At 54.8% G+C, this 20,088-nt stretch carries 22 protein-coding genes; 11 read left to right on the forward strand and 11 right to left on the reverse strand.

The window, feature by feature from the left end; all coding sequences use genetic code 11:
• Positions 1-22: 22 nt before the first annotated feature.
• Positions 23-1,522 carry a glutamate/gamma-aminobutyrate family transporter YjeM gene (gene yjeM / locus AC2T6E_RS12635; protein ID WP_108417901.1) on the reverse strand — a complete coding sequence of 500 codons (1,500 nt, stop codon included), beginning with the start codon at positions 1,520-1,522 and terminating at the stop codon, positions 23-25.
• 195 nt (positions 1,523-1,717) lie between these two features.
• Complete coding sequence (gene epmA / locus AC2T6E_RS12640) at positions 1,718-2,695, reverse strand: elongation factor P--(R)-beta-lysine ligase (protein ID WP_174341219.1); 978 nt, start codon at positions 2,693-2,695, stop codon at positions 1,718-1,720.
• Positions 2,696-3,005: 310 nt separating this feature from the next.
• On the opposite strand from epmA, the gene frdA reads away from it, so the two are divergent.
• Genes frdA through frdD form a run of 4 tightly spaced genes read left to right on the forward strand, consistent with a single transcriptional unit; the run spans position 3,006 to position 6,299 of the window.
• On the forward strand, positions 3,006-4,796 hold the full coding sequence (frdA, locus tag AC2T6E_RS12645; RefSeq protein WP_089600273.1) for a fumarate reductase (quinol) flavoprotein subunit: 1,791 nt from the start codon (positions 3,006-3,008) through the stop codon (positions 4,794-4,796).
• Positions 4,789-5,523 (forward strand): succinate dehydrogenase/fumarate reductase iron-sulfur subunit, encoded by a 735-nt coding sequence (locus AC2T6E_RS12650; protein ID WP_316383312.1) that lies wholly within the window; start codon positions 4,789-4,791, stop codon positions 5,521-5,523. The genes frdA and AC2T6E_RS12650 overlap by 8 nt, the downstream gene beginning before the upstream one ends.
• A gap of 10 nt (positions 5,524-5,533) precedes the next feature.
• A complete protein-coding gene (gene frdC / locus AC2T6E_RS12655; protein ID WP_486692062.1) occupies positions 5,534-5,929 on the forward strand; it encodes a fumarate reductase subunit FrdC in 396 nt (131 codons plus the stop codon).
• 10 nt (positions 5,930-5,939) lie between these two features.
• Entirely contained in the window at positions 5,940-6,299 is a 360-nt protein-coding gene (gene frdD, locus AC2T6E_RS12660) for a fumarate reductase subunit FrdD (protein ID WP_000609653.1), read from the forward strand.
• Between the two features lie 29 nt (positions 6,300-6,328).
• Here the strand turns inward: frdD and ampR are convergent, their stop codons facing one another.
• Positions 6,329-7,204 (reverse strand): LysR family transcriptional regulator AmpR, encoded by an 876-nt coding sequence (ampR, locus tag AC2T6E_RS12665; RefSeq protein WP_486692017.1) that lies wholly within the window; start codon positions 7,202-7,204, stop codon positions 6,329-6,331.
• A 132-nt stretch (positions 7,205-7,336) separates the two neighbouring features.
• On the opposite strand from ampR, the gene blaACT reads away from it, so the two are divergent.
• Together blaACT and AC2T6E_RS12675 are read left to right on the forward strand one after the other, a co-directional pair.
• A complete protein-coding gene (gene blaACT / locus AC2T6E_RS12670) occupies positions 7,337-8,482 on the forward strand; it encodes an ACT family cephalosporin-hydrolyzing class C beta-lactamase (protein WP_486692019.1) in 1,146 nt (381 codons plus the stop codon).
• Between the two features lie 121 nt (positions 8,483-8,603).
• Positions 8,604-9,134 carry a lipocalin family protein gene (locus AC2T6E_RS12675; protein ID WP_100165645.1) on the forward strand — a complete coding sequence of 177 codons (531 nt, stop codon included), beginning with the start codon at positions 8,604-8,606 and terminating at the stop codon, positions 9,132-9,134.
• Here AC2T6E_RS12675 and sugE read toward each other — a convergent pair.
• Positions 9,131-9,448 carry a quaternary ammonium compound efflux SMR transporter SugE gene (sugE, locus tag AC2T6E_RS12680; protein ID WP_100165646.1) on the reverse strand — a complete coding sequence of 106 codons (318 nt, stop codon included), beginning with the start codon at positions 9,446-9,448 and terminating at the stop codon, positions 9,131-9,133. The two genes, AC2T6E_RS12675 and sugE, sit on opposite strands and share 4 nt — an antisense overlap.
• A 262-nt stretch (positions 9,449-9,710) precedes the next feature.
• Between sugE and AC2T6E_RS12685 the strand changes: the two genes are divergently transcribed.
• Positions 9,711-10,310, forward strand: coding sequence for a helix-turn-helix transcriptional regulator (locus AC2T6E_RS12685; protein WP_486692026.1), 600 nt, complete (start codon positions 9,711-9,713; stop codon positions 10,308-10,310).
• A gap of 40 nt (positions 10,311-10,350) precedes the next feature.
• Here AC2T6E_RS12685 and ecnB read toward each other — a convergent pair whose 3' ends face one another.
• The 3 genes from ecnB to efp all read right to left on the reverse strand — a co-directional run bounded on the left by ecnB (position 10,351) and on the right by efp (position 11,362).
• A complete protein-coding gene (gene ecnB / locus AC2T6E_RS12690) occupies positions 10,351-10,497 on the reverse strand; it encodes a lipoprotein toxin entericidin B (protein ID WP_003855942.1) in 147 nt (48 codons plus the stop codon).
• A gap of 108 nt (positions 10,498-10,605) precedes the next feature.
• The gene (locus AC2T6E_RS12695; RefSeq protein WP_010427765.1) at positions 10,606-10,737 is read right to left on the reverse strand and encodes an entericidin A/B family lipoprotein; all 132 of its coding nucleotides are present in this window, start codon (positions 10,735-10,737) and stop codon (positions 10,606-10,608) included.
• A gap of 58 nt (positions 10,738-10,795) precedes the next feature.
• The gene (gene efp / locus AC2T6E_RS12700; RefSeq protein ID WP_010427766.1) at positions 10,796-11,362 is read right to left on the reverse strand and encodes an elongation factor P; all 567 of its coding nucleotides are present in this window, start codon (positions 11,360-11,362) and stop codon (positions 10,796-10,798) included.
• Between the two features lie 40 nt (positions 11,363-11,402).
• Between efp and epmB the strand changes: the two genes are divergently transcribed.
• The gene (epmB, locus tag AC2T6E_RS12705; protein WP_214595110.1) at positions 11,403-12,431 is read left to right on the forward strand and encodes an EF-P beta-lysylation protein EpmB; all 1,029 of its coding nucleotides are present in this window, start codon (positions 11,403-11,405) and stop codon (positions 12,429-12,431) included.
• Positions 12,432-12,497: 66 nt separating this feature from the next.
• On the opposite strand, the gene AC2T6E_RS12710 is transcribed toward epmB, so the two are convergent.
• The 3 genes from AC2T6E_RS12710 to AC2T6E_RS12720 all read right to left on the reverse strand — a co-directional run bounded on the left by AC2T6E_RS12710 (position 12,498) and on the right by AC2T6E_RS12720 (position 14,962).
• Complete coding sequence (locus AC2T6E_RS12710; protein ID WP_010427771.1) at positions 12,498-12,851, reverse strand: DUF4156 domain-containing protein; 354 nt, start codon at positions 12,849-12,851, stop codon at positions 12,498-12,500.
• Positions 12,852-12,985: 134 nt separating this feature from the next.
• On the reverse strand, positions 12,986-14,629 hold the full coding sequence (groL, locus tag AC2T6E_RS12715) for a chaperonin GroEL (protein ID WP_010427772.1): 1,644 nt from the start codon (positions 14,627-14,629) through the stop codon (positions 12,986-12,988).
• Between the two features lie 39 nt (positions 14,630-14,668).
• Positions 14,669-14,962: a co-chaperone GroES gene (locus AC2T6E_RS12720; protein WP_003855929.1), complete on the reverse strand. Its 294-nt coding sequence runs from the start codon at positions 14,960-14,962 to the stop codon at positions 14,669-14,671.
• 178 nt (positions 14,963-15,140) lie between these two features.
• Here AC2T6E_RS12720 and yjeH point away from each other — a divergent pair, with 178 nt between their 5' ends.
• Positions 15,141-16,379 carry an L-methionine/branched-chain amino acid transporter gene (gene yjeH / locus AC2T6E_RS12725; protein ID WP_253178464.1) on the forward strand — a complete coding sequence of 413 codons (1,239 nt, stop codon included), beginning with the start codon at positions 15,141-15,143 and terminating at the stop codon, positions 16,377-16,379.
• Between the two features lie 33 nt (positions 16,380-16,412).
• Here the strand turns inward: yjeH and AC2T6E_RS12730 are convergent, their stop codons facing one another.
• Positions 16,413-16,877, reverse strand: coding sequence for an FxsA family protein (locus tag AC2T6E_RS12730; RefSeq protein ID WP_486692065.1), 465 nt, complete (start codon positions 16,875-16,877; stop codon positions 16,413-16,415).
• Between the two features lie 335 nt (positions 16,878-17,212).
• On the opposite strand from AC2T6E_RS12730, the gene aspA reads away from it, so the two are divergent.
• Positions 17,213-18,649, forward strand: coding sequence for an aspartate ammonia-lyase (aspA, locus tag AC2T6E_RS12735; RefSeq protein WP_010427776.1), 1,437 nt, complete (start codon positions 17,213-17,215; stop codon positions 18,647-18,649).
• A 117-nt stretch (positions 18,650-18,766) separates the two neighbouring features.
• On the forward strand, positions 18,767-20,068 hold the full coding sequence (locus AC2T6E_RS12740) for an anaerobic C4-dicarboxylate transporter (protein WP_028016415.1): 1,302 nt from the start codon (positions 18,767-18,769) through the stop codon (positions 20,066-20,068).
• Positions 20,069-20,088: the final 20 nt, after the last annotated feature.

A 20,088-nucleotide genomic window follows, 5' to 3' on the forward strand; every position in this document is an offset into this window, starting at 1 on the left:
TGTGGGGAGGGGCGTTTCACCCCTACGCGACTTCCGCTACGTACGCCACCGAGCGACGACGATAGTTCTCATAAATCCCCATCGCCAGCAGCGAGAAGAAGATCGGACCGCCAACCATCCACAGCGCGCTGTTCCAGTCATTTGCCTCAATGATGGGCTGGATCACGGTGAATATGTTGGCAAACGCCACCACCAAAACGACCACCGTGGTTGCCAGCAGCGTTGTTGCGCGGGTTTTGAAAATCACGAACGGACGTTCCAGCCCCTGCTTCGCCTTAAAGAACGGGAACGCGAGCGTCAGGAACAGATACGGGAGCGTCATTGAAACGTTCGCCATCAGAGTCAGCTTGTTGTAAAACGCTGACGCCGTGTCACCACCGAACGACACCAGCAGAATGAACACGCATACCAGCAGACACTGCATCCACATGGCGTTAGCGGGCATGCCGGTGGTATTCAACTGCGTCATGCGCGCTGGCCACAGCGCTTTTGGCGTGCCCTGAATAATGGCTTTCAGCGGAGAGTAAATCAGCGTAAAGAACGCGCCCGTATACGCCAGGAACATCGACAGCCCGGTGATGCGCGCAAACCAAACGCCCATCGTCGCCGCCGCGTCCGGCGTCAGGTTCATCGCCTGCCCCAGCGTCATGCCCAGACTTTTCATCAGAACATAGGTGATGTTCCCGAGGTTCGTGGTGTTGTTGCTCAGTACCTGCTGCCAGTTAGTGCTGACGCCCCAGAGGAAAATCGCCAGCGAATAGCCAATCGAGATGACGATGGCGGCAAAAATAATGCCTTTGGCAAAGTTCTTTTCCGGGTTCTCGGTCTTATCGACCAGGCCGCCTACGGCTTCAATACCGCCGTAAGCAAAGATGGCAAAGACCACGAAGGAGAGCATGGCGAGTCCGGACTGATAGCTCGGGTTAGGGGATGAAACAAAATTCACCTCCTGCGCGAAATGGCCGCCGTTCAGACACAGAATGGCGATACTGACCACCAGCAGCACCAGGTTCAACCCCATAACCGAAATACCGCCCACAGCGGTAATCCGGGCTATTTTGTTGATGCCTTTAGACGCCACCAGCGTTACAACAACCATCCAGCAGACCGCCAGAATACCCACCACCTGCGTAGAGCTGAGGCCCGCCAGCGACCAGACCTGGGTTTTATCGGCACCGAACACAAACGTCGAGAACGGAACCCACACTTTCGCGGCCGTACTGACCATCCAGACGACGTAAGAGGAGAACCACATAAACGTGCCGATAAACGCATAACGCGGGCCAACGCTGTTGTTCATCCACGAATAGATCCCGCCCTCTTCTTTGCGATAGGCCGATCCCATTTCCGCCATCATCAGCGCAAAGGGAATGAAGAAGAATAGCGCAGAGACGATATAAAATGGCGTCGCGCTGTAACCCATCAGGTAGAAGGCCGACGGGCTGTTGGCAAAGCCAAAGACCGAGGTAAATATCATCAGGATGAGCCCGGTGAGGGTCATCTTTTTGAGTGAGTGAGACATATAACCATCCGAAGGAGAATTAAGCTGCGCGGATGGTAGCAGATGACCAGACAGAAATTGTGGCTATGCGAGGCAAACTAAGAAAAAGACCCGTGTATAGAGAAATTGGCAGTTTTTAATGTTGTTGTGCGGAAATGGAAAGGTTAATTGACAGGAATGGTAGACCGGGTAAGCGCAGCGCCACCCGGCACTTTATCAGGCGCGATCGACCGTGAAGGCAATCACATCGCCAAGCTGCTCTGCGCCCAGCGCCAGCATCACCAGACGGTCAACGCCCAGCGCCACACCAGAACAATCCGGCAGGCCAGCTTTTAACGCCTCCAGCAGGTTGGTATCAATCGGCTGCTGCGGCAGACCGCGCGCTGCACGCTTGCGGTTATCCTGCTCAAAACGCTGCTGCTGTTCGCGCGCGTCAGTCAGCTCGTGGAAACCGTTCGCCAGCTCAATACCTTTATAATAAACCTCAAAACGCTCCGCCACGCGGTGGTCTTCGGTGCTGATCTGCGCCAGCGAAGCCTGACTTGCGGGGAAATGATAAACAAACGTCGGACGATCCTTGCCAATCTGCGGTTCCACGCCAAAGGTAAAAAGCAGTTGCAGCAGCGTATCGCGATCTTCCTCGTTATCCGCCACATTGCTCAGATCCAGTTTTGCCGCCACTTCACGCAGCTGGGCTTTATCCGCTGAAAGAGGATCGATTTCCAGACAACGCTGGAACGCCTGCTGATAGGAGAGCGTCTCCGCTTCTGAACAGTCCAGAACCTGTTGCAGCAGATCGTCCACCTCATTCATCAGGCGATACATATCATAATGCGGGCGGTACCACTCCAGCATGGTGAATTCCGGGTTGTGGTGACGACCCATCTCTTCATTACGGAAGCTGCGGCACAGCTGATACACCGGACCACATCCCGCCGCCAGCAGGCGCTTCATGTGGTATTCCGGGCTGGTCATCAGATACAGATTCATACCCTGAGAATGGCCTGGGCCAACAAAACGGGTTTCAAACGGCACCAGATGAATATCCGTTACCGTTGCCTGACTCATGCACGGCGTTTCCACCTCCAGGACGCCGCGGTCAGCAAAGAAGCGGCGGATCTCCGCCATTACTGCTGCGCGTTTTAACAGGTTTGGGATGGATGCGCTCGGCTGCCAGGTGGCCGTTTCGCTCATGAGTCATTCTCCGATTTCAGACAAGGGCACGAAGTCTACTCGTAAGCCGGGGCGGAGACAAATTTTGCGCGGTAAAAGCGCCTTTTTCATAACGAAGAAAAATAACGTAACGGAATTCATCAATAACGATGATAAATCACCGCACTGAACAGCAAAAAAATCGAACACGTCAAATTTCCCTCACATCCATACGGTTATACTGTTTTACCCATAAAGGAGCAGTGGAATCGCTTTCGCAATTTCCCGTTCGGACAGGTGAGCTACCTTTAGTTCAACGCGTTGCGGAAAAACAAAAATCTGGAGGAATGTCGTGCAAACTTTTCAAGCCGATCTTGCCGTAATAGGCGCTGGCGGAGCGGGATTACGCGCTGCAATTGCTGCAGCACAAGCTAATCCCAACGCTAAAATCGCACTGATTTCAAAAGTCTATCCTATGCGTAGCCACACGGTTGCTGCAGAAGGAGGATCCGCCGCTGTTGCGCAGGATCATGACAGCTTCGAATACCATTTCCACGACACGGTTGCAGGGGGCGACTGGCTTTGCGAGCAGGATGTCGTTGACTACTTCGTGCACCACTGTCCTACGGAAATGACCCAGCTTGAGCAGTGGGGATGTCCGTGGAGTCGCCGTCCGGACGGCAGCGTCAACGTTCGCCGCTTCGGCGGAATGAAGATTGAACGCACCTGGTTCGCCGCCGATAAGACCGGCTTCCATATGTTACACACCCTGTTCCAGACCTCCCTTCAGTTCCCGCAAATTCAACGCTTTGATGAACATTTCGTTCTCGACATTCTGGTCGATGACGGCGAGGCGCGCGGCCTGGTGGCGATGAACATGATGGAAGGCACCCTTGTCCAGATCCGCGCGAAAGCCGTGGTAATGGCAACAGGCGGTGCGGGTCGCGTTTATCGCTACAACACCAACGGCGGCATCGTCACCGGCGACGGCATGGGCATGGCGCTCAGCCACGGCGTGCCGCTGCGCGATATGGAGTTCGTGCAGTATCACCCAACCGGTCTGCCGGGCTCCGGCATTCTGATGACGGAAGGCTGCCGCGGTGAAGGCGGTATTCTGGTCAATAAAAACGGCTACCGCTATCTGCAGGATTACGGCATGGGCCCGGAAACCCCGCTCGGCGAGCCGAAGAACAAATACATGGAACTTGGCCCGCGCGACAAAGTCTCTCAGGCCTTCTGGCACGAGTGGCGCAAAGGCAACACCATCTCCACGCCGCGTGGCGATGTGGTCTATCTCGACCTGCGTCACCTTGGCGAGAAGAAACTGCTGGAACGTCTGCCGTTCATCTGCGAGCTGGCGAAAGCGTACGTCGGCGTCGACCCGGTGAAAGAGCCGATTCCGGTACGCCCAACGGCGCACTACACCATGGGCGGGATCGAAACCGACCAGCAGTGCGAAACCCGGATTAAAGGCCTGTTCGCCGTCGGCGAGTGTTCCTCTGTCGGTCTGCACGGCGCTAACCGTCTCGGGTCTAACTCGCTGGCAGAGCTGGTCGTCTTTGGCCGCATGGCGGGCGAGCGCGCGATGGAGCGAGCGGCTACAGCAGGCGAAGCCAACGGTGCCGCGCTGGATGCGCAGGTCGCAGACGTTGAAAAACGTCTGAAAGATCTGGTGAATCAGGAAGGTAACGAGAACTGGTCTAAGATCCGCGATGAAATGGGCCTGTCGATGGAAGAAGGCTGCGGTATCTACCGTACGCCAGAGCTGATGCAGAAAACCGTCGACAAGCTGGCAGAGCTGCAGGAACGCTTCAAGCGCGTGCGCATCACCGATACCTCCAGCGTGTTCAATACCGATCTGCTCTATACCATCGAACTGGGCCACGGTCTGAACGTCGCGGAATGTATGGCGCACTCCGCGCTGGCGCGTAAAGAATCGCGCGGCGCGCACCAGCGCCTTGATGAAGGCTGTACCGAACGTGATGACGTCAACTTCCTGAAACATACCCTCGCCTGGCGCGATGCGGATGGCACTACCCGTCTGGACTACAGCGACGTGAAAATCACCACGCTGCCACCGGCGAAGCGCGTTTACGGTGCAGAAGCAGAAGACGCCGAGAAGAAGGAGAAGGCGAATGGCTGAGATGCAAAAACTGAAAGTTGAAGTGGTGCGCTACAACCCGGAAGTGGACGCCGCACCGCACAGCGCTTTCTATGAAGTCCCTTATGACGAGCAAACCTCCCTGCTGGATGCGCTCGGCTATATCAAAGACAACCTGGCACCAGACCTGAGCTATCGCTGGTCCTGCCGCATGGCGATCTGCGGTTCCTGCGGCATGATGGTTAACAAGGTACCGAAGCTGGCCTGTAAAACCTTCCTGCGCGAGTACACCAAAGGCATCAAGGTTGAAGCCCTGGGCAACTTCCCGATTGAGCGCGATCTGGTGGTCGATATGACCCACTTTATCGAAAGCCTGGAAGCCATTAAGCCGTATATCATTGGCAACCCGCGCACGCCCGACCAGGGGCCAAACACCCAGACGCCAGCCCAGATGGCGAAGTACCATCAGTTCTCCGGCTGCATCAACTGCGGTCTGTGCTACGCCGCCTGTCCACAGTTTGGCCTGAACAAGGAGTTCATTGGCCCGGCCGCCATTACCCTGGCGCACCGCTATAACGAGGATAGCCGCGACCACGGCAAAAAAGAACGTATGGTGCAGCTAAACAGCCAGAACGGCGTCTGGAGCTGTACCTTTGTGGGCTACTGCTCCGAAGTCTGTCCGAAGCACGTCGACCCGGCCGCCGCTATTCAGCAGGGTAAAGTGGAAAGCTCGAAAGACTTTCTTATCGCTACCCTGAAACCACGCTAAGGAGTGCATGATGACGACTAAACGCAAAGCCTATGTGCGGCCAATGCCGTCCACCTGGTGGAAAAACCTGCCGTTTTATCGCTTCTATATGCTGCGTGAAGGCACGGCGGTACCTGCGGTCTGGTTCAGCCTTGAGCTGATGTACGGGGTTTTCGCCCTCAAACACGGTCCGGAAACCTGGGCCAGCTTTGTCGGTTTCCTGCAAAATCCGATCATCGTTGTGCTGAACCTGATCGTGCTCGCGGCCGCGCTGCTTCATACCAAAACCTGGTTTGAACTGGCGCCAAAAGCGGCGAACATCATCGTTAAAGGCGAAAAAATGGGGCCAGAGCCGATGATTAAAGGGCTCTGGGCAGTGACGATTCTGGTCACTGTGGTCATTCTGTTTGTCGCACTGTTCTGGTAAGGAGACACCTGTGATCAATCCAAATCCAAAACGCTCTGACGAGCCGGTCTTCTGGGGCCTGTTCGGTGCAGGCGGCATGTGGAGCGCCATCATCGCGCCGGTCATTATCCTGCTAGTCGGCATTATGCTGCCGCTGGGGCTGTTCCCGGGCGATGCGCTGAGCTACGAACGCGTACTGGCGTTCGCGAGCAGCTTTATCGGCCGCGTGTTCATCTTCCTGATGATCGTTCTACCGCTGTGGTGTGGTCTGCACCGTATTCACCATGCGATGCATGACTTGAAAATCCATGTACCGAGTGGTAAATGGGTGTTCTACGGTCTGGCAACCATCCTGACCGTGGTGACGCTGATTGCGGTAGTCACCATCTGACGCGTCAGGCCCGCCATCCGGCGGGCCTGTTATTTCTGCATTTTTCCCACCAGCCACTGCGCAAACTCACGCATTGCGGGGGTTTCTGCCCGCGACTGGAGTCGCGTCAGCCAGTAACTGCCCAGGTCAATCTGCGTCGCAAACGGCTGCACGATGCGCTCGCTGTTCAGCAAATGGCTAAACATATCAACAGGTGCGATGGCAATTCCCACGCCCGCCTGAGCCGCCTCAAGCATGGTCACAGACGAATCAAACACCATCACCCGGTGCGTCGGTGAAGGAGGATGCTCACCCGCCGCCTGCATCCAGGCAGCCCATTCGTCGCGTCGGTAAGAGCGCAGCAGGGTAAATTTCAGTACATCTGCCGGGTTTTTTAGCACAGAGGCGATATCCGGCGTGCAAAGCGGAGCCAGCGGCGCAGGGCAAAGAAACTGCGCCTCTGTACCATGCCACGCGCCTCCACCATAGCGGATGGTGTAATCCAGTCCTTCGGCGGCAGGATCGACACGGTTGTTATGCGTGGAAAGCTGCAGATCAATGTGCGGATAGCTGCGACGAAAATCCTCCAGCTGCGGAAAGAGCCACCCTGTCGCAAAGGTACCCACCACGCCGATCTTCAGCTTCTCCATGGCAAGATGGTGAGTAAAGCGATCGAGCAGACCGGCGATACGATCGAACGAATCGTTCAGCACCGGCAGTAAATTCTCGCCTTCCGTGGTCAACGTCAGCCCACGGGAAACGCGAACGAACAGCTGGCAGTGCAGGTGCTGCTCCAGCGCCTTCACGTGTTGGCTAATGGCAGAATGGGTCACATTGAGCTCAATGGCGGCATGCGTAAAACTAAGATGCCTGGCGGCCGCTTCGAAAGCACGAAGCGAGTTAAGAGGAAGATAGCTTCGCGTCATCTGTCGTTCCGTTAGAAAAATTAACAGCTAATGCTAAATTTAACCGTTTGTCAGCCACAGTCAAATCCCACAGACTACGCTCGTCTGATGGGCCCGGACACTCCCCTGAACCGTGATTATGGAAGATAACTGATGATCAAAAAATCCCTTTGCTGCGCCCTGCTGCTCGGCGTGTCATGTTCCAGCATTGCTGCGTCGATGACAGAAAAACAGCTGGCTGACGTGGTGGAAAAAAGCATTACCCCCCTGATGAAAGCGCAGTCCATTCCGGGCATGGCGATTGCCGTGATCTACCAGGGCCAGCCGCACTATTTTATTTTTGGTAAAGCCGATGTTGCAGCGAACAAACCTGTTACCCCACAAACCCTGTTCGAACTAGGTTCTATCAGTAAAACTTTCACCGGCGTATTGGGCGGCGATGCCATTGCCCGCGGTGAGATATCGCTGGGCGATCCGGTTACAAAGTACTGGCCTGAACTGATGGGCAAGCAGTGGCAGGGGATTCGCATGCTGGATCTGGCGACCTATACCGCGGGAGGGTTACCGCTCCAGGTGCCGGATGAGGTGACAGACAGCGCGTCGCTGCAGCGCTTTTACCAGACATGGCAGCCGCGGTGGAAACCTGGCACCACGCGATTGTATGCAAACGCCAGCATCGGTCTGTTTGGCGCACTGGCGGTTAAACCTTCCGGCATGGGCTTTGAACAGGCCATGACGACGCGGGTCTTTAAACCGCTCGGGCTCGACCATACGTGGATCAACGTTCCGAAAGCAGAAGAGGCACATTACGCCTGGGGATACCGTGACGGTAAAGCGGTCCATGTGTCACCGGGGATGCTGGACGCCGAAGCCTACGGCGTGAAAACCAACGTGCAGGATATGGCGAGCTGGGTGGTGGCCAATATGGCTCAGGATAACGTTCAGGATGCATCGCTGAAGCAAGGCATTACGCTGGCACAGTCGCGCTACTGGCGCGTGGGGGCCATGTATCAGGGATTAGGCTGGGAAATGCTTAACTGGCCGGTCGATGCCAAAACCGTGGTTGAAGGTAGCGACAATAAGGTCGCGCTGGCACCCCTGCCCGCGAGAGAAGTGAATCCTCCGGCGCCTCCGGTAAAAGCCTCATGGGTGCACAAAACCGGCTCCACCGGCGGATTCGGCAGCTATGTGGCCTTTATCCCGGAGAAGCAGCTTGGCATCGTGATGCTGGCGAACAAGAGCTATCCGAACCCGGCACGCGTTGAGGCGGCATACCGTATCCTAGACGCGCTGCAGTAAAACATTGCCGGGTGGCGGCTTCGCCTTACCCGGCCTACAAAATCCACGGTATGACGCCGCACAAAAGCCACATTTTCCTTGCTGTCATCTACACTTAACAGAAAACAGTAAGGAAACACCTATGCGCATTCTGCCTGTTATCGCCGCGGTGACAGCCGCGTTTTTAGTCGTTGCCTGCAGTTCCCCTACCCCGCCACCCGGCGTCACCGTCGTCACGCCTTTCGATTCACAACGCTTCCTTGGAACCTGGTATGAAATCGCCCGAATGGATCATCGGTTCGAGCGCGGTTTAGAAAAAGTCACAGCCCATTACAGCTCAATGGATGACGGCGGTATTCAGGTCGTTAACCGTGGTTACAACCCGGACCGGGCGATGTGGCAACAGTCGGTTGGCAAGGCGTACTTCACCGGCGACGCGAGCCGTGCTGCGTTGAAAGTCTCTTTCATCGGCCCGTTCTACGGTGGCTATAACGTGATCGCGCTCGACAGAGAATATCGTCACGCGTTAGTGTGCGGGCCGGATCGCGACTACCTGTGGATACTCTCCCGCACCCCGACCATTTCACCTGAAATGAAACAGCAGATGCTGGACGTGGCGACCCGGCAAGGGTTTGATGTAGCGAAATTAGTTTGGGTTGAACAGCCGCATTAATGCGTGCTGAGCTTCAGGCCAACGATCCCGGCAACAATCAGGGCGAGGCTGGCAATACGCGCCAGACTCGCTGACTCTCCCAGCAATAGAATGCCGGTGATGGCCGCGCCTACCGCTCCAATTCCAGTCCAGACCGCATAAGCCGTCCCAACAGGCAGGGTACGCATTGCCCATGACAGCATGACAATACTGACAATCATTGCGGTAACGGTAATGACGCTGGGCGTCAGGCGGGTAAAACCGTGGGTATATTTCAGACCAATTGCCCAAACCACTTCGAGCAAACCGGCAATGAAAAGAATAATCCAGGACATTTCAGGCTCCTTAACTTAAGTACAAGTTGGGGCCGTCCCCGGTGAAAGAAGCGCTTACGGGTCGTCCCGAAAGGCAGAGATTACGCTCAATATTGTGGATAGAGTGCGCTTTTTTTTCAATCCCTTTGTGCTGAATATGTTAAGGCAAGAAATAGCCGCAGTATGGCGCGCAGTTCAGGCATTTATCACTCATCCGACTTCTCTATGATGATGTGCTTTCTGATGGCAGGAAGCCAAACCACTAGCCGACTGCGAATCCACTATGTTCAAAATTCTTTTGATTGACCGTTGCCACTTCACCCGTACGGGTTTTGAAGCATGGCTCAATCATTCTGGTCTTTTTCCGGGTCACTTCGTCGTGACCGGGTTGAATAACCTCTTCCTCGCCAGAGAGCATATCCTGCAGTGGAAACCGACGCTGGTTATCGCTGACTTACACGGTTTTCGACACGATTTTCATCATTTTCAGCAACTCTCTTCCCTGATGATTGCCAGCGAAACGCAGCCCTTTATTTTACTCCAGTCGGGCGAAGAACAAGGCATGACAAACTACCTGACACAATTCCCGGTATGGGCTTCGCTGTTGAAAAATGCCGATTTAGAAGAAGTGGCGATGGTGATTAATGACGCGCTGACGTCATGCGCAAGCGTTGAAATGCCGCAGATTGCCGCCCCGCTGCTGACTCGTCAGGAGGAGAAAGTGCTAACGCTGTGGATGGACGGCGCGAGCAACCAGAAGATTGCCAGCCATTTAAGTATTAACGGAAAAACGGTTTATACCTACAAGCGTAATATCAGGATGAAGCTGCATATGGACACGCGCTATTCCCCGTTTTTATCCCTGCAGGAAGCAGAGAATTGACGGTACGGTAAGAGTGGTGCGCCGTACCGTCAGTGCGTCATTAGTTCTGAGCTTTAGTGGCTGCACCAGAAATAGCATTGCCACCATCGGAGATATCTTCCCCTACACCGCGGGTGGTATTACATGCAGTCAGTACAGAAGAGAGCACCAGAACAGAAAAGATCGCTGCAATTGTTTTCTTAACCATAATATCTTCCTTTTATAGCCAAAGTTGTTTTGTGTATAGCAACTTAAGGATAGACAAGATCCCGTCATTTGACGGCACAGGAAGCATTTTTAAGAAAATTAGACGAAATTAGCTGGCTGCATTAGAAATGACGTGGCCAAGATCTTTGATGTCTTCACCCACGCCGCGCGCGGTGTTGCATCCAGAAAGGATTGCGCTGGTCAGCGCTAACAGAAGCAGAATTTTAACGGTACGTTTCATCATCCCTGCCTGCAAAAATCAGGCGCAGCGGGCGCTGCGCCTTCAATCATGACGTAAATTACTTCACGCGGGACACGTATTCGCCGGAGCGGGTATCCACTTTGATCACTTCGCCAGTCTGGACGAACAGTGGCACTTTAACCACTGCGCCGGTAGACAGTTTAGCTGGCTTACCGCCGGTACCTGCGGTGTCACCTTTCAGACCTGGATCGGTTTCAACGATTTCCAGTTCTACGAAGTTTGGTGGGGTCACAGCGATAGGCTGGCCGTTCCACAGGGTCACGATGCACTCAGCCTGATCCAGCAGCCATTTCGCGCTGTCGCCTACTGCTTTCTCATCAGCAGACAGCTGTTCGAAAGTAGAGTTGTTCATGAAATGATAGAACTCACCGTCGTTGTACAGATAGGTCAGGTTCATATCAACAACATCAGCGCCTTCAGCGGAGTCAGTAGACTTGAAGGTTTTCTCAACACGGGTGCCGGTCAGCAGGCGGCGCAGCTTAACGCGTGCGAATGCCTGGCCTTTACCTGGTTTAACGAATTCGCTGGCTTCAACCGCGTACGGTTCGCCGTCCATCATGATTTTAAGACCAGCACGAAAATCGTTGCTATAGTACGTTGCCATAAGGCCCTCTAAATTTGTTAACTGGTAGCTAAGCCACAAAATGGCGCATATTGTAACCCTAAACACCCCGTCCAGAGAAGATTGGTTATCGCAACTTGCCGATGTAATCACCAGTCCTGATGAATTGCTGCGTCTTTTAGACCTCGATCAACACGAAGAGTTGCTTGCAGGCCGCGAGGCAAAGCGCCTTTTTGCCCTGCGCGTTCCCCGTGCGTTTGTGGCGCGGATGGAGAAAGGCAACCCCGACGATCCGCTATTAAAACAAACACTTACTTCGAAAGATGAGTTTGTCACCGCGCCGGGTTACAGCACCGATCCGCTGGAAGAGCAGAACAGCGTGGTGCCGGGTTTACTGCACAAGTACCTCAACCGCGCCTTGCTGCTGGTAAAAGGCGGCTGCGCGGTAAATTGTCGTTATTGCTTCCGTCGGCACTTCCCCTATGCCGACAATCAGGGCAATAAACGCAACTGGCAGGTTGCGCTGGACTATATCGCCGCCCATCCCGAGCTTGATGAAATTATTTTTTCCGGCGGCGACCCGCTGATGGCGAAAGATCACGAGCTGGACTGGCTGCTGACGCAGCTGGAAGCCATTCCGCACATCAAGCGTCTGCGCATTCATAGCCGTTTGCCGATTGTTATTCCGGCGCGGATCACCGATGGGCTGGTCTCACGCATTGAGCAGTCTCGTTTACAGGTGCTGCTGGTAAATCATATCAACCACGCGAACGAAATTGACGATGAATTTCGCGCGGCGATGGCGCGGCTGCGTAAAGCGGGCGTGACGCTGCTGAACCAGAGCGTGCTGCTGCGCGGCGTAAACGATAGCGCCCGCGTGCTGGCAGATTTGAGCAATGCGTTGTTTGATGCGGGCGTGATGCCCTATTACCTGCACGTGCTGGATCGCGTTCAGGGCGCGGCACATTTCATGGTGACGGATGAAGAAGCCCGGCAGATTATGCGCGAACTGTTAACGCTGGTTTCAGGCTATATGGTGCCGAAGCTGGCGCGCGAGATTGGCGGTGAACCGAGCAAGACGCCGCTGGATTTGCAGCTGCGGCAGAAGTAAAAAGGCAGGTGGCGCTACGCTTACCTGCCCTACGGGCTCCGGGCGCAGCGCCATCAGCAAGTTAACTCAGTTCGGGCACTTGTAGACCTGGCCATTCATCTGGCTGGCGGTCGGCACGAAGCTGGACAGCATCCCCTGCGTTGGGCTGCTCACGCCGTAAATCACGTTACCACCCATTGCCGCAGCCTGGTTACGCAGGGCATTCGCCGCACCGCGCATAGAGCCACCTTCTTCGCCATGCTGACCTGACATCCAGTTACTTTGCTCACCGGTTGCCGTGCCTAACAGCTGGCATTCACTACCCGGCTTATCTTCCACAAAGCGAACGCCCTGGCCCGCTGCCGACAGCTCATTGCTGGAGCTACAACCCGCCAGCAGCAATGCTGCCCCTACAATCCCTGCACAGACTTTTACGCGCATGTTATTCCTCGTTTTCAATAAGCTGGACAGTAGTTGTCCGTGTGTAAACCTTATACCTAAAAGATGACCAAAAGAAAAACCCCCGAGCATTTCTGCCCGGGGGTTTTTCACATTCTAAGAGGTAAAGCGCACGATTACATCATGCCGCCCATACCGCCCATGCCGCCCATGCCAGCAGCACCTAAGTCAGGCGCGTCGCCTTTTGGCAGGTCGGTCACCATGCACTCGGTGGTGATCATCAGGCCAGCAACAGAAGCCGCGTACTGCAGAGCAGAACGGGTTACTTTTGTTGGGTCCAGGATACCGAAGTCGATCATGTTGCCGTATTCTTCCGTTGCCGCGTTGTAACCGTAGTTACCTTCGCCCGCTTTCACGTTGTTGGTTACAACAGATGGCTCTTCACCGGCATTGGACACGATCTGACGCAGTGGCGCTTCCATCGCGCGCAGCGCAACTTTGATACCCACGTTCTGATCTTCGTTCTGCGCGGTCAGGCCAGCCAGCTTAGCGGCAACACGCACCAGCGCAACACCACCACCAGCAACCACGCCTTCTTCTACCGCAGCACGGGTCGCGTGCAGGGCATCGTCAACGCGTGCTTTTTTCTCTTTCATTTCAACTTCAGTCGCCGCACCGACTTTGATTACCGCAACGCCGCCAGCCAGTTTCGCTACGCGCTCCTGCAGTTTTTCACGGTCGTAGTCAGAAGTTGCTTCTTCGATCTGCTTACGGATCTGACCAACGCGGCCCTGAATAGCGGCTTCTTCACCCACGCCATCGATGATGGTGGTGGTGTCTTTGTTGATCACAACGCGTTTCGCCTGGCCGAGGTCTTCCAGGGTCGCTTTTTCCAGCTCCATACCGATCTCTTCAGAGATTACGGTACCGCCAGTCAGGGTAGCGATATCCTGCAGCATTGCTTTACGGCGATCGCCGAAGCCAGGTGCTTTAACCGCAGCCACTTTCACGATGCCGCGCATGGTGTTAACCACCAGGGTCGCCAGCGCTTCGCCTTCAACGTCTTCAGCGATGATAACCAGCGGCTTGCCTGCTTTCGCAACGGCTTCCAGCACTGGCAGCATTTCGCGGATGTTGGAGATTTTCTTGTCAGCCAGCAGGATGAACGGGCTTTCCAGCTCAACAGCGCCAGTCTCTGGCTTGTTGATGAAGTATGGGGACAGGTAACCGCGGTCGAACTGCATACCTTCAACCACGTCCAGTTCGTCTTCCAGACCGGTACCATCTTCAACGGTGATCACGCCTTCTTTACCGACTTTATCCATCGCTTCTGCGATCAGTTTACCTACGGTTTCGTCGGAGTTAGCGGAGATGGTACCAACCTGAGCAATAGCTTTAGAGTCAGAGCACGGTACGGACAGCGCTTTCAGTTCTTCAACAGCGGATGCGACAGCTTTGTCGATACCACGTTTCAGATCCATTGGGTTCATGCCCGCAGCAACGGCTTTCAGACCTTCAGTGATGATAGCCTGTGCCAGTACGGTCGCAGTGGTGGTACCGTCGCCTGCAGCGTCGTTCGCTTTAGAGGCCACTTCTTTCACCATCTGCGCGCCCATGTTTTCGAACTTGTCTTCCAGCTCGATTTCACGTGCAACAGAAACACCATCTTTGGTGATGGTTGGCGCGCCGAAGGATTTGTCCAGCACTACGTTACGACCTTTCGGACCCAGGGTCACTTTCACTGCGTCTGCCAGTACGTTTACGCCGCGGAGCATTTTTACACGAGCGTCGTTACCGAATTTTACGTCTTTAGCTGCCATGTTCTTATTTCCTCAAATTCGTACAGTTTCGTGCGTAAATTACGCTTCAACAATTGCCAGAATGTCGCTCTCGGACATGATCAACACTTCTTCATTGTCGATCTTCTCGGATTTCACGCCGTAGCCATCGTTGAAAATGACGATGTCACCAACTTTAACGTCCAGCGGCTGCACAGTTCCGTTTTCCAGGATGCGGCCCTTACCGACAGCGATGATTTCGCCACGCGTTGATTTGGCTGCCGCAGAACCGGTCAGAACGATGCCGCCAGCAGACTTGGTTTCAACTTCTTTACGTTTGACGATCACACGATCATGTAACGGACGAATACTCATTGATAGCTCTCCTTTGAGAAAGTCATTATCAGTTATGGATGACGCCGGGCCGCACGCGGTTTTCCGGCTAGTGCCCTGAGAGATGGGGATAGCTTTTTCCCCCTTCAAGGGGGAATCGAAAAAAAATTTGCGAAAGTGTTACCATCGCCTCTCTTTTGATGGTGGCAGGACGATGGAAATGAGTGGACTCAAGCAGGAGTTGGGGCTGGCACAGGGCGTTGGCTTACTCTCCACCTCCTTGTTAGGCACGGGCGTGTTTGCCGTACCCGCCCTGGCCGCGCTGGTCGCGGGGAATAACAGTCTGTGGGCGTGGCCTGTGTTGATTGTGCTGGTTTTCCCGGTGGCAATTGTCTTCGCCATCCTCGGGCGGCATTTTCCCAGCGCGGGCGGCGTGGCGCATTTTGTCGGCATAGCGTTTGGTCCGCGCCTTGAGCGCGTCACCGGCTGGCTGTTTCTCTCCGTCATTCCGGTTGGTCTTCCTGCGGCGTTGCATATTGCGACCGGCTTTGGTCAGGCGCTGTTTGGCTGGCATAACGCGCAGTTGTTGCTGGCCGAACTGGGCACGTTGGCTATCGTCTGGTGGGTGGGCTCGCGCGGCGCCAGCTCCAGCGCCAATCTGCAGACGCTGGTTGCGGTGCTGATTGTTGCGCTCGTTGCCGCTATCTGGTGGGCGGGCGATATCACAATAAAAGAAATTCCCTTTCCCGCGGTAACAGACGTCGACCATTCACAGCTTTTCGCCGCCCTCTCCGTCATGTTCTGGTGTTTTGTGGGCCTGGAAGCCTTTGCCCACCTGGCGTCGGAATTTAAGCAGCCTGAACGTGATTTTCCCCGCGCGCTGATGATTGGCCTGCTGCTGGCGGGTACGGTCTATTGGGCGTGTACCGTGCTGGTATTACACTTTAACGCGTTCGGGGCGGATCTCGCTGCCGCTGCATCGCTGCCGGGCATTGTGGTTGAACTGTTCGGTGTGAAAGCGCTGTGGATCGCCTGCGTCATCGGCTATCTGGCCTGTTTTGCCAGCCTGAATATTTATATCCAGAGCTTTGCCCGGCTGGTGTGGTCGCAGGCGCTCGACAAACCTGATAATCGCCTCGCGCGCCTGTCTAAACGCCAGCTTCCGCTGAATGCCCTGAATGCCGTGCTGGGCTGCTGCGTCCTGAGTTCGCTGTGTATTTACGCGCTGGATATCAATCTGGACGCGCTGATCGTTTACGCCAACGGCATTTTCATCATGATCTACCTGCTGTGTATGCTCGCGGGTTGCCGTCTGCTGAAAGGTCGCTATAAAGCGCTGGCGGTCGTTGGGGGTGTGCTTTGCCTGCTGCTGCTGGCGATGGTGGGATGGAAGAGTCTGTACGCTATTGTCATGCTGGCAGGGCTGTGGCTGTTTTTACCGAAACAGCAGAATCCGTAGGCCCGGTAAGCGAAGCGCCACCGGGCAAAAAAATCACCGATCGTCTTTATGATCTAACCGGTCGCGCTGGTCGTCCTTACGCTGGTACTCCCCTTCAAACGTATCACCCGGCCCGGTGCTGAACCCGCCACCCGGCATGCGGCTGAAACGCAGATGCGGCAGCAGCTTCATGGTCAGGTGCTTCTGCACCAGCGGTAACAGCAGCAACAGGCCGAGGAAATCGGTGAAGAACCCTGGCAGGATCAGCAGCAGGCCCGCAATAATCAGCGACACGCTTTTGATCATCTCGGCTGCCGGGCTTTCACCCGCGGCCATCTTCTGCTGCATTAACAGGAAATTTTTGAAACCCTGATTACGCACCAGCGACATGCCGATGACGGAGGTGAAGATCACCAGAATCAACGTCAGCAGCACGCCCAGCACATGGGCAACCTGAATGAAAATCGAAATCTCAATGTAAACATAGAGAAAGAAAGCAATAAACGGTATCCAGCGCACTGGCATCTCCTGTAGGGCAGGTGCCATCTGGCCCCTGTCTGAATGTGTTCGCAAAACGCGTTTTTTAGAGATGGCGACGGTTAGCCAAAATTCAATCGGTTTGCACGGATATTTTTTTCGGAAATATTAAAGCGGTGACACATTTCACAGATTAATAATTATCATGGAATCGGGTCGATAATAAGTGATCCAGCTTACGGCAATTCGCTATCATCAGCATATGATCTCGAACATCAGGCCGATTGAGGGAATAATCGTCGGTCAGAAAATATTCAAAACCACATATATACTGTGTGTTTAGTACAATCCATCGGCAGCTTGAAAAGAAGGTTCACATGTTAAACAACATTCGTATCGAAGAAGACTTGTTGGGTACCAGGGAAGTTCCAGCGGATGCCTACTACGGTGTTCACACTCTGAGAGCGATTGAAAACTTCTACATCAGCAACAGCAAAATCAGCGACATCCCTGAGTTTGTCCGTGGCATGGTGATGGTGAAGAAAGCCGCAGCACTGGCAAACAAAGAGCTGCAAACCATTCCTAAGAGCGCTGCAAATGCGATTATCGCCGCGTGCGATGAAGTGCTGAACAACGGCAAATGCATGGATCAGTTCCCGGTTGACGTCTACCAGGGCGGCGCGGGCACCTCCGTCAACATGAATACTAACGAAGTGCTGGCAAACATTGGCCTGGAGCTGATGGGCCACCAGAAAGGTGAATACCAGTACCTCAACCCGAACGACCACGTTAATAAGTGTCAGTCTACCAACGATGCTTACCCAACCGGCTTCCGCATCGCGGTCTATGCCTCTGTAGTGAAACTGGTGGACGCGATCAACCAGCTGGGCGATGGCTTCCAGCGTAAAGCGGTTGAGTTCCAGGATATCCTGAAAATGGGTCGTACCCAGTTGCAGGACGCAGTCCCTATGACCCTCGGTCAGGAATTCCACGCGTTTAACGTGCTGCTGAATGAAGAGACCAAAAACCTGCTGCGCACCTCTGAGCTGCTGCTGGAAGTGAACCTGGGCGCAACCGCCATCGGTACACGCCTGAACACACCAGACGGCTATCAGCAGCTGGCGGTACAGAAACTGGCTGAAGTCTCTAACCTGGCCGTTGTCCCTGCGGAAGACCTGATTGAAGCGACGTCCGACTGCGGCGCATACGTCATGGTTCACAGCGCCCTGAAACGTCTGGCGGTGAAACTGTCCAAAATCTGTAACGACCTGCGCCTGCTCTCCTCGGGCCCGCGCGCGGGTCTGAACGAGATTAACCTGCCAGAACTGCAGGCGGGTTCGTCCATCATGCCAGCCAAAGTTAACCCGGTTGTGCCAGAAGTAGTCAATCAGGTCTGCTTCAAAGTCATCGGTAACGACACCACCGTGACCATGGCCTCTGAAGCCGGTCAGCTGCAGCTGAACGTGATGGAGCCAGTGATTGGCCAGGCGATGTTTGAATCCATTCACATCCTGACCAACGCTTGCTACAACCTGCTGGAAAAATGCATCAACGGCATCACCGCGAATAAAGAAGTGTGTGAAGGTTACGTCTATAACTCCATCGGGATCGTCACCTACCTCAACCCGTTCATCGGCCACCACAACGGCGATATCGTCGGTAAGATTTGTGCCGAGACCGGTAAGAGCGTGCGTGAAGTCGTGCTTGAGCGCGGACTGTTGACCGAAGCGGAGCTGGACGATATCTTCTCGGCCCAGAACCTGATGCACCCGGCGTATAAAGCGAAACGATATACCGATGAAAGCGAACAGTAACAGTTCAGGCTAAGCTTCCGAAAGGCACGTCACTTGTGACGTGCCTTTTTTCTTTTTAAGCATTACCAATTACACAACATTTCAATATCAACTTGTTAATAAACAAGGAAGGCACTTATGTTTGGAGCAGAACTCGTCATCGTCTTGTTGGCGATTTATTTGGGCGCACGACTCGGGGGGATCGGCATCGGTTTTGCCGGCGGTCTCGGGGTGCTCGTTCTTACCCTTATCTTTCAGATCAAACCCGGCGCAATCCCTTTTGACGTTATCGAAATCATCATGGCAGTTATTGCGGCTATCGCGGCCATGCAGGTCGCAGGCGGTATGGACTACCTGGTGAGCCTGGCGGAGCGTATGCTGCGCCGCCATCCAAAATATATTACCTTCCTTGCCCCGCTGGTGACCTGGTTTATGACCATTCTCGCCGGTACGGGCCACACCGCCTTCTCTACGCTGCCAGTGATTACTGAAGTGGCGAAGGAACAAGGTATTCGCCCGTCGCGTCCGCTCTCTATTGCCGTTGTCGCGTCCCAGATTGCGATTACCGCCTCGCCGATTTCCGCTGCGGTGGTCTTCTTCGCCGGTATCCTTGAGCCGATGGGCGTGAGCTATCTGACGCTGCTGGCGATCTGTATTCCGGTGACGCTGATTGCGGTCATGATCACCGCCGTGCTGTGTAACTTCCTTGGTGCCGAGCTGAAAGACGATCCGGTTTACCAGGAACGCCTGGCGAAAGGTGAAGTGAAGCTGCGCGGCAGCCAGGTCTTCGAGCTGAAGCCACACGCAAAACGCTCCGTGCTGCTGTTCCTGATCGGTATTGTCGCCGTGATGTTCTATGCGACCGCCATCAGCGACACCGTGGGCCTGATCCAGAACCCGGTCCTGCCGCGTAACGAAGCGATTGTGGTGTTCATGCTGACCATCGCAACGCTGATTAGCATCACCTGTAAAATTGACACCAGCGAAGTGCTGAACGCCAGCACCTTCAAGTCCGGTATGAGCGCCTGCGTGTGCGTACTGGGCGTAGCCTGGCTCGGTGATACCTTCGTGAAAGCGCACATCAGCGACATCCAGACCGTAGCCGGTGACCTGCTGCACAATTACCCGTGGCTGCTGGCGGTCGTGCTGTTCTTTGCTGCGACCCTGCTCTACTCTCAGGCCGCCACCACCAAAGCGCTGATGCCTGCGGCACTGATGCTGGGTGTGACGCCGCTGACGGCAATTGCCTCTTTCGCGGCGGTTTCTGCGCTGTTCGTATTGCCAACCTACCCAACCCTGCTGGCGGCGGTTGAAATGGATGACACCGGCTCAACGCGTATCGGTAAGTACGTGTTTAACCACGCGTTCCTGATCCCGGGCGTCGTCGCCATTACGCTTTGCGTGATCCTCGGGTTTATCATCGGCGGCATTGTGCTGTAAACGGATTGCCGTTGTAAAAA

This window comes from Enterobacter sp. B79-1 (assembly GCF_057444735.1).

Bases quoted from the DNA above. Each gene is read 5' to 3' on its own strand.
- AC2T6E_RS12675 (WP_100165645.1), top strand. From the start codon at position 8,604: ATGCGCATTCTGCCTGTTATCGCCGCGGTGACAGCCGCGTTTTTAGTC.
- ecnB (WP_003855942.1), bottom strand. From the start codon at position 10,497: ATGGTTAAGAAAACAATTGCAGCGATCTTTTCTGTTCTGGTGCTCTCT.
- efp (WP_010427766.1), bottom strand. From the start codon at position 11,362: ATGGCAACGTACTATAGCAACGATTTTCGTGCTGGTCTTAAAATCATG.
- AC2T6E_RS12685 (WP_486692026.1), top strand. From the start codon at position 9,711: ATGTTCAAAATTCTTTTGATTGACCGTTGCCACTTCACCCGTACGGGT.
- AC2T6E_RS12720 (WP_003855929.1), bottom strand. From the start codon at position 14,962: ATGAGTATTCGTCCGTTACATGATCGTGTGATCGTCAAACGTAAAGAA.
- AC2T6E_RS12695 (WP_010427765.1), bottom strand. From the start codon at position 10,737: ATGAAACGTACCGTTAAAATTCTGCTTCTGTTAGCGCTGACCAGCGCA.
- AC2T6E_RS12710 (WP_010427771.1), bottom strand. From the start codon at position 12,851: ATGCGCGTAAAAGTCTGTGCAGGGATTGTAGGGGCAGCATTGCTGCTG.
- yjeM (WP_108417901.1), bottom strand. From the start codon at position 1,522: ATGTCTCACTCACTCAAAAAGATGACCCTCACCGGGCTCATCCTGATG.
- epmA (WP_174341219.1), bottom strand. From the start codon at position 2,695: ATGAGCGAAACGGCCACCTGGCAGCCGAGCGCATCCATCCCAAACCTG.
- AC2T6E_RS12740 (WP_028016415.1), top strand. From the start codon at position 18,767: ATGTTTGGAGCAGAACTCGTCATCGTCTTGTTGGCGATTTATTTGGGC.
- groL (WP_010427772.1), bottom strand. From the start codon at position 14,629: ATGGCAGCTAAAGACGTAAAATTCGGTAACGACGCTCGTGTAAAAATG.
- blaACT (WP_486692019.1), top strand. From the start codon at position 7,337: ATGATCAAAAAATCCCTTTGCTGCGCCCTGCTGCTCGGCGTGTCATGT.
- aspA (WP_010427776.1), top strand. From the start codon at position 17,213: ATGTTAAACAACATTCGTATCGAAGAAGACTTGTTGGGTACCAGGGAA.
- yjeH (WP_253178464.1), top strand. From the start codon at position 15,141: ATGAGTGGACTCAAGCAGGAGTTGGGGCTGGCACAGGGCGTTGGCTTA.
- ampR (WP_486692017.1), bottom strand. From the start codon at position 7,204: ATGACGCGAAGCTATCTTCCTCTTAACTCGCTTCGTGCTTTCGAAGCG.
- AC2T6E_RS12650 (WP_316383312.1), top strand. From the start codon at position 4,789: ATGGCTGAGATGCAAAAACTGAAAGTTGAAGTGGTGCGCTACAACCCG.
- epmB (WP_214595110.1), top strand. From the start codon at position 11,403: ATGGCGCATATTGTAACCCTAAACACCCCGTCCAGAGAAGATTGGTTA.
- sugE (WP_100165646.1), bottom strand. From the start codon at position 9,448: ATGTCCTGGATTATTCTTTTCATTGCCGGTTTGCTCGAAGTGGTTTGG.
- frdC (WP_486692062.1), top strand. From the start codon at position 5,534: ATGACGACTAAACGCAAAGCCTATGTGCGGCCAATGCCGTCCACCTGG.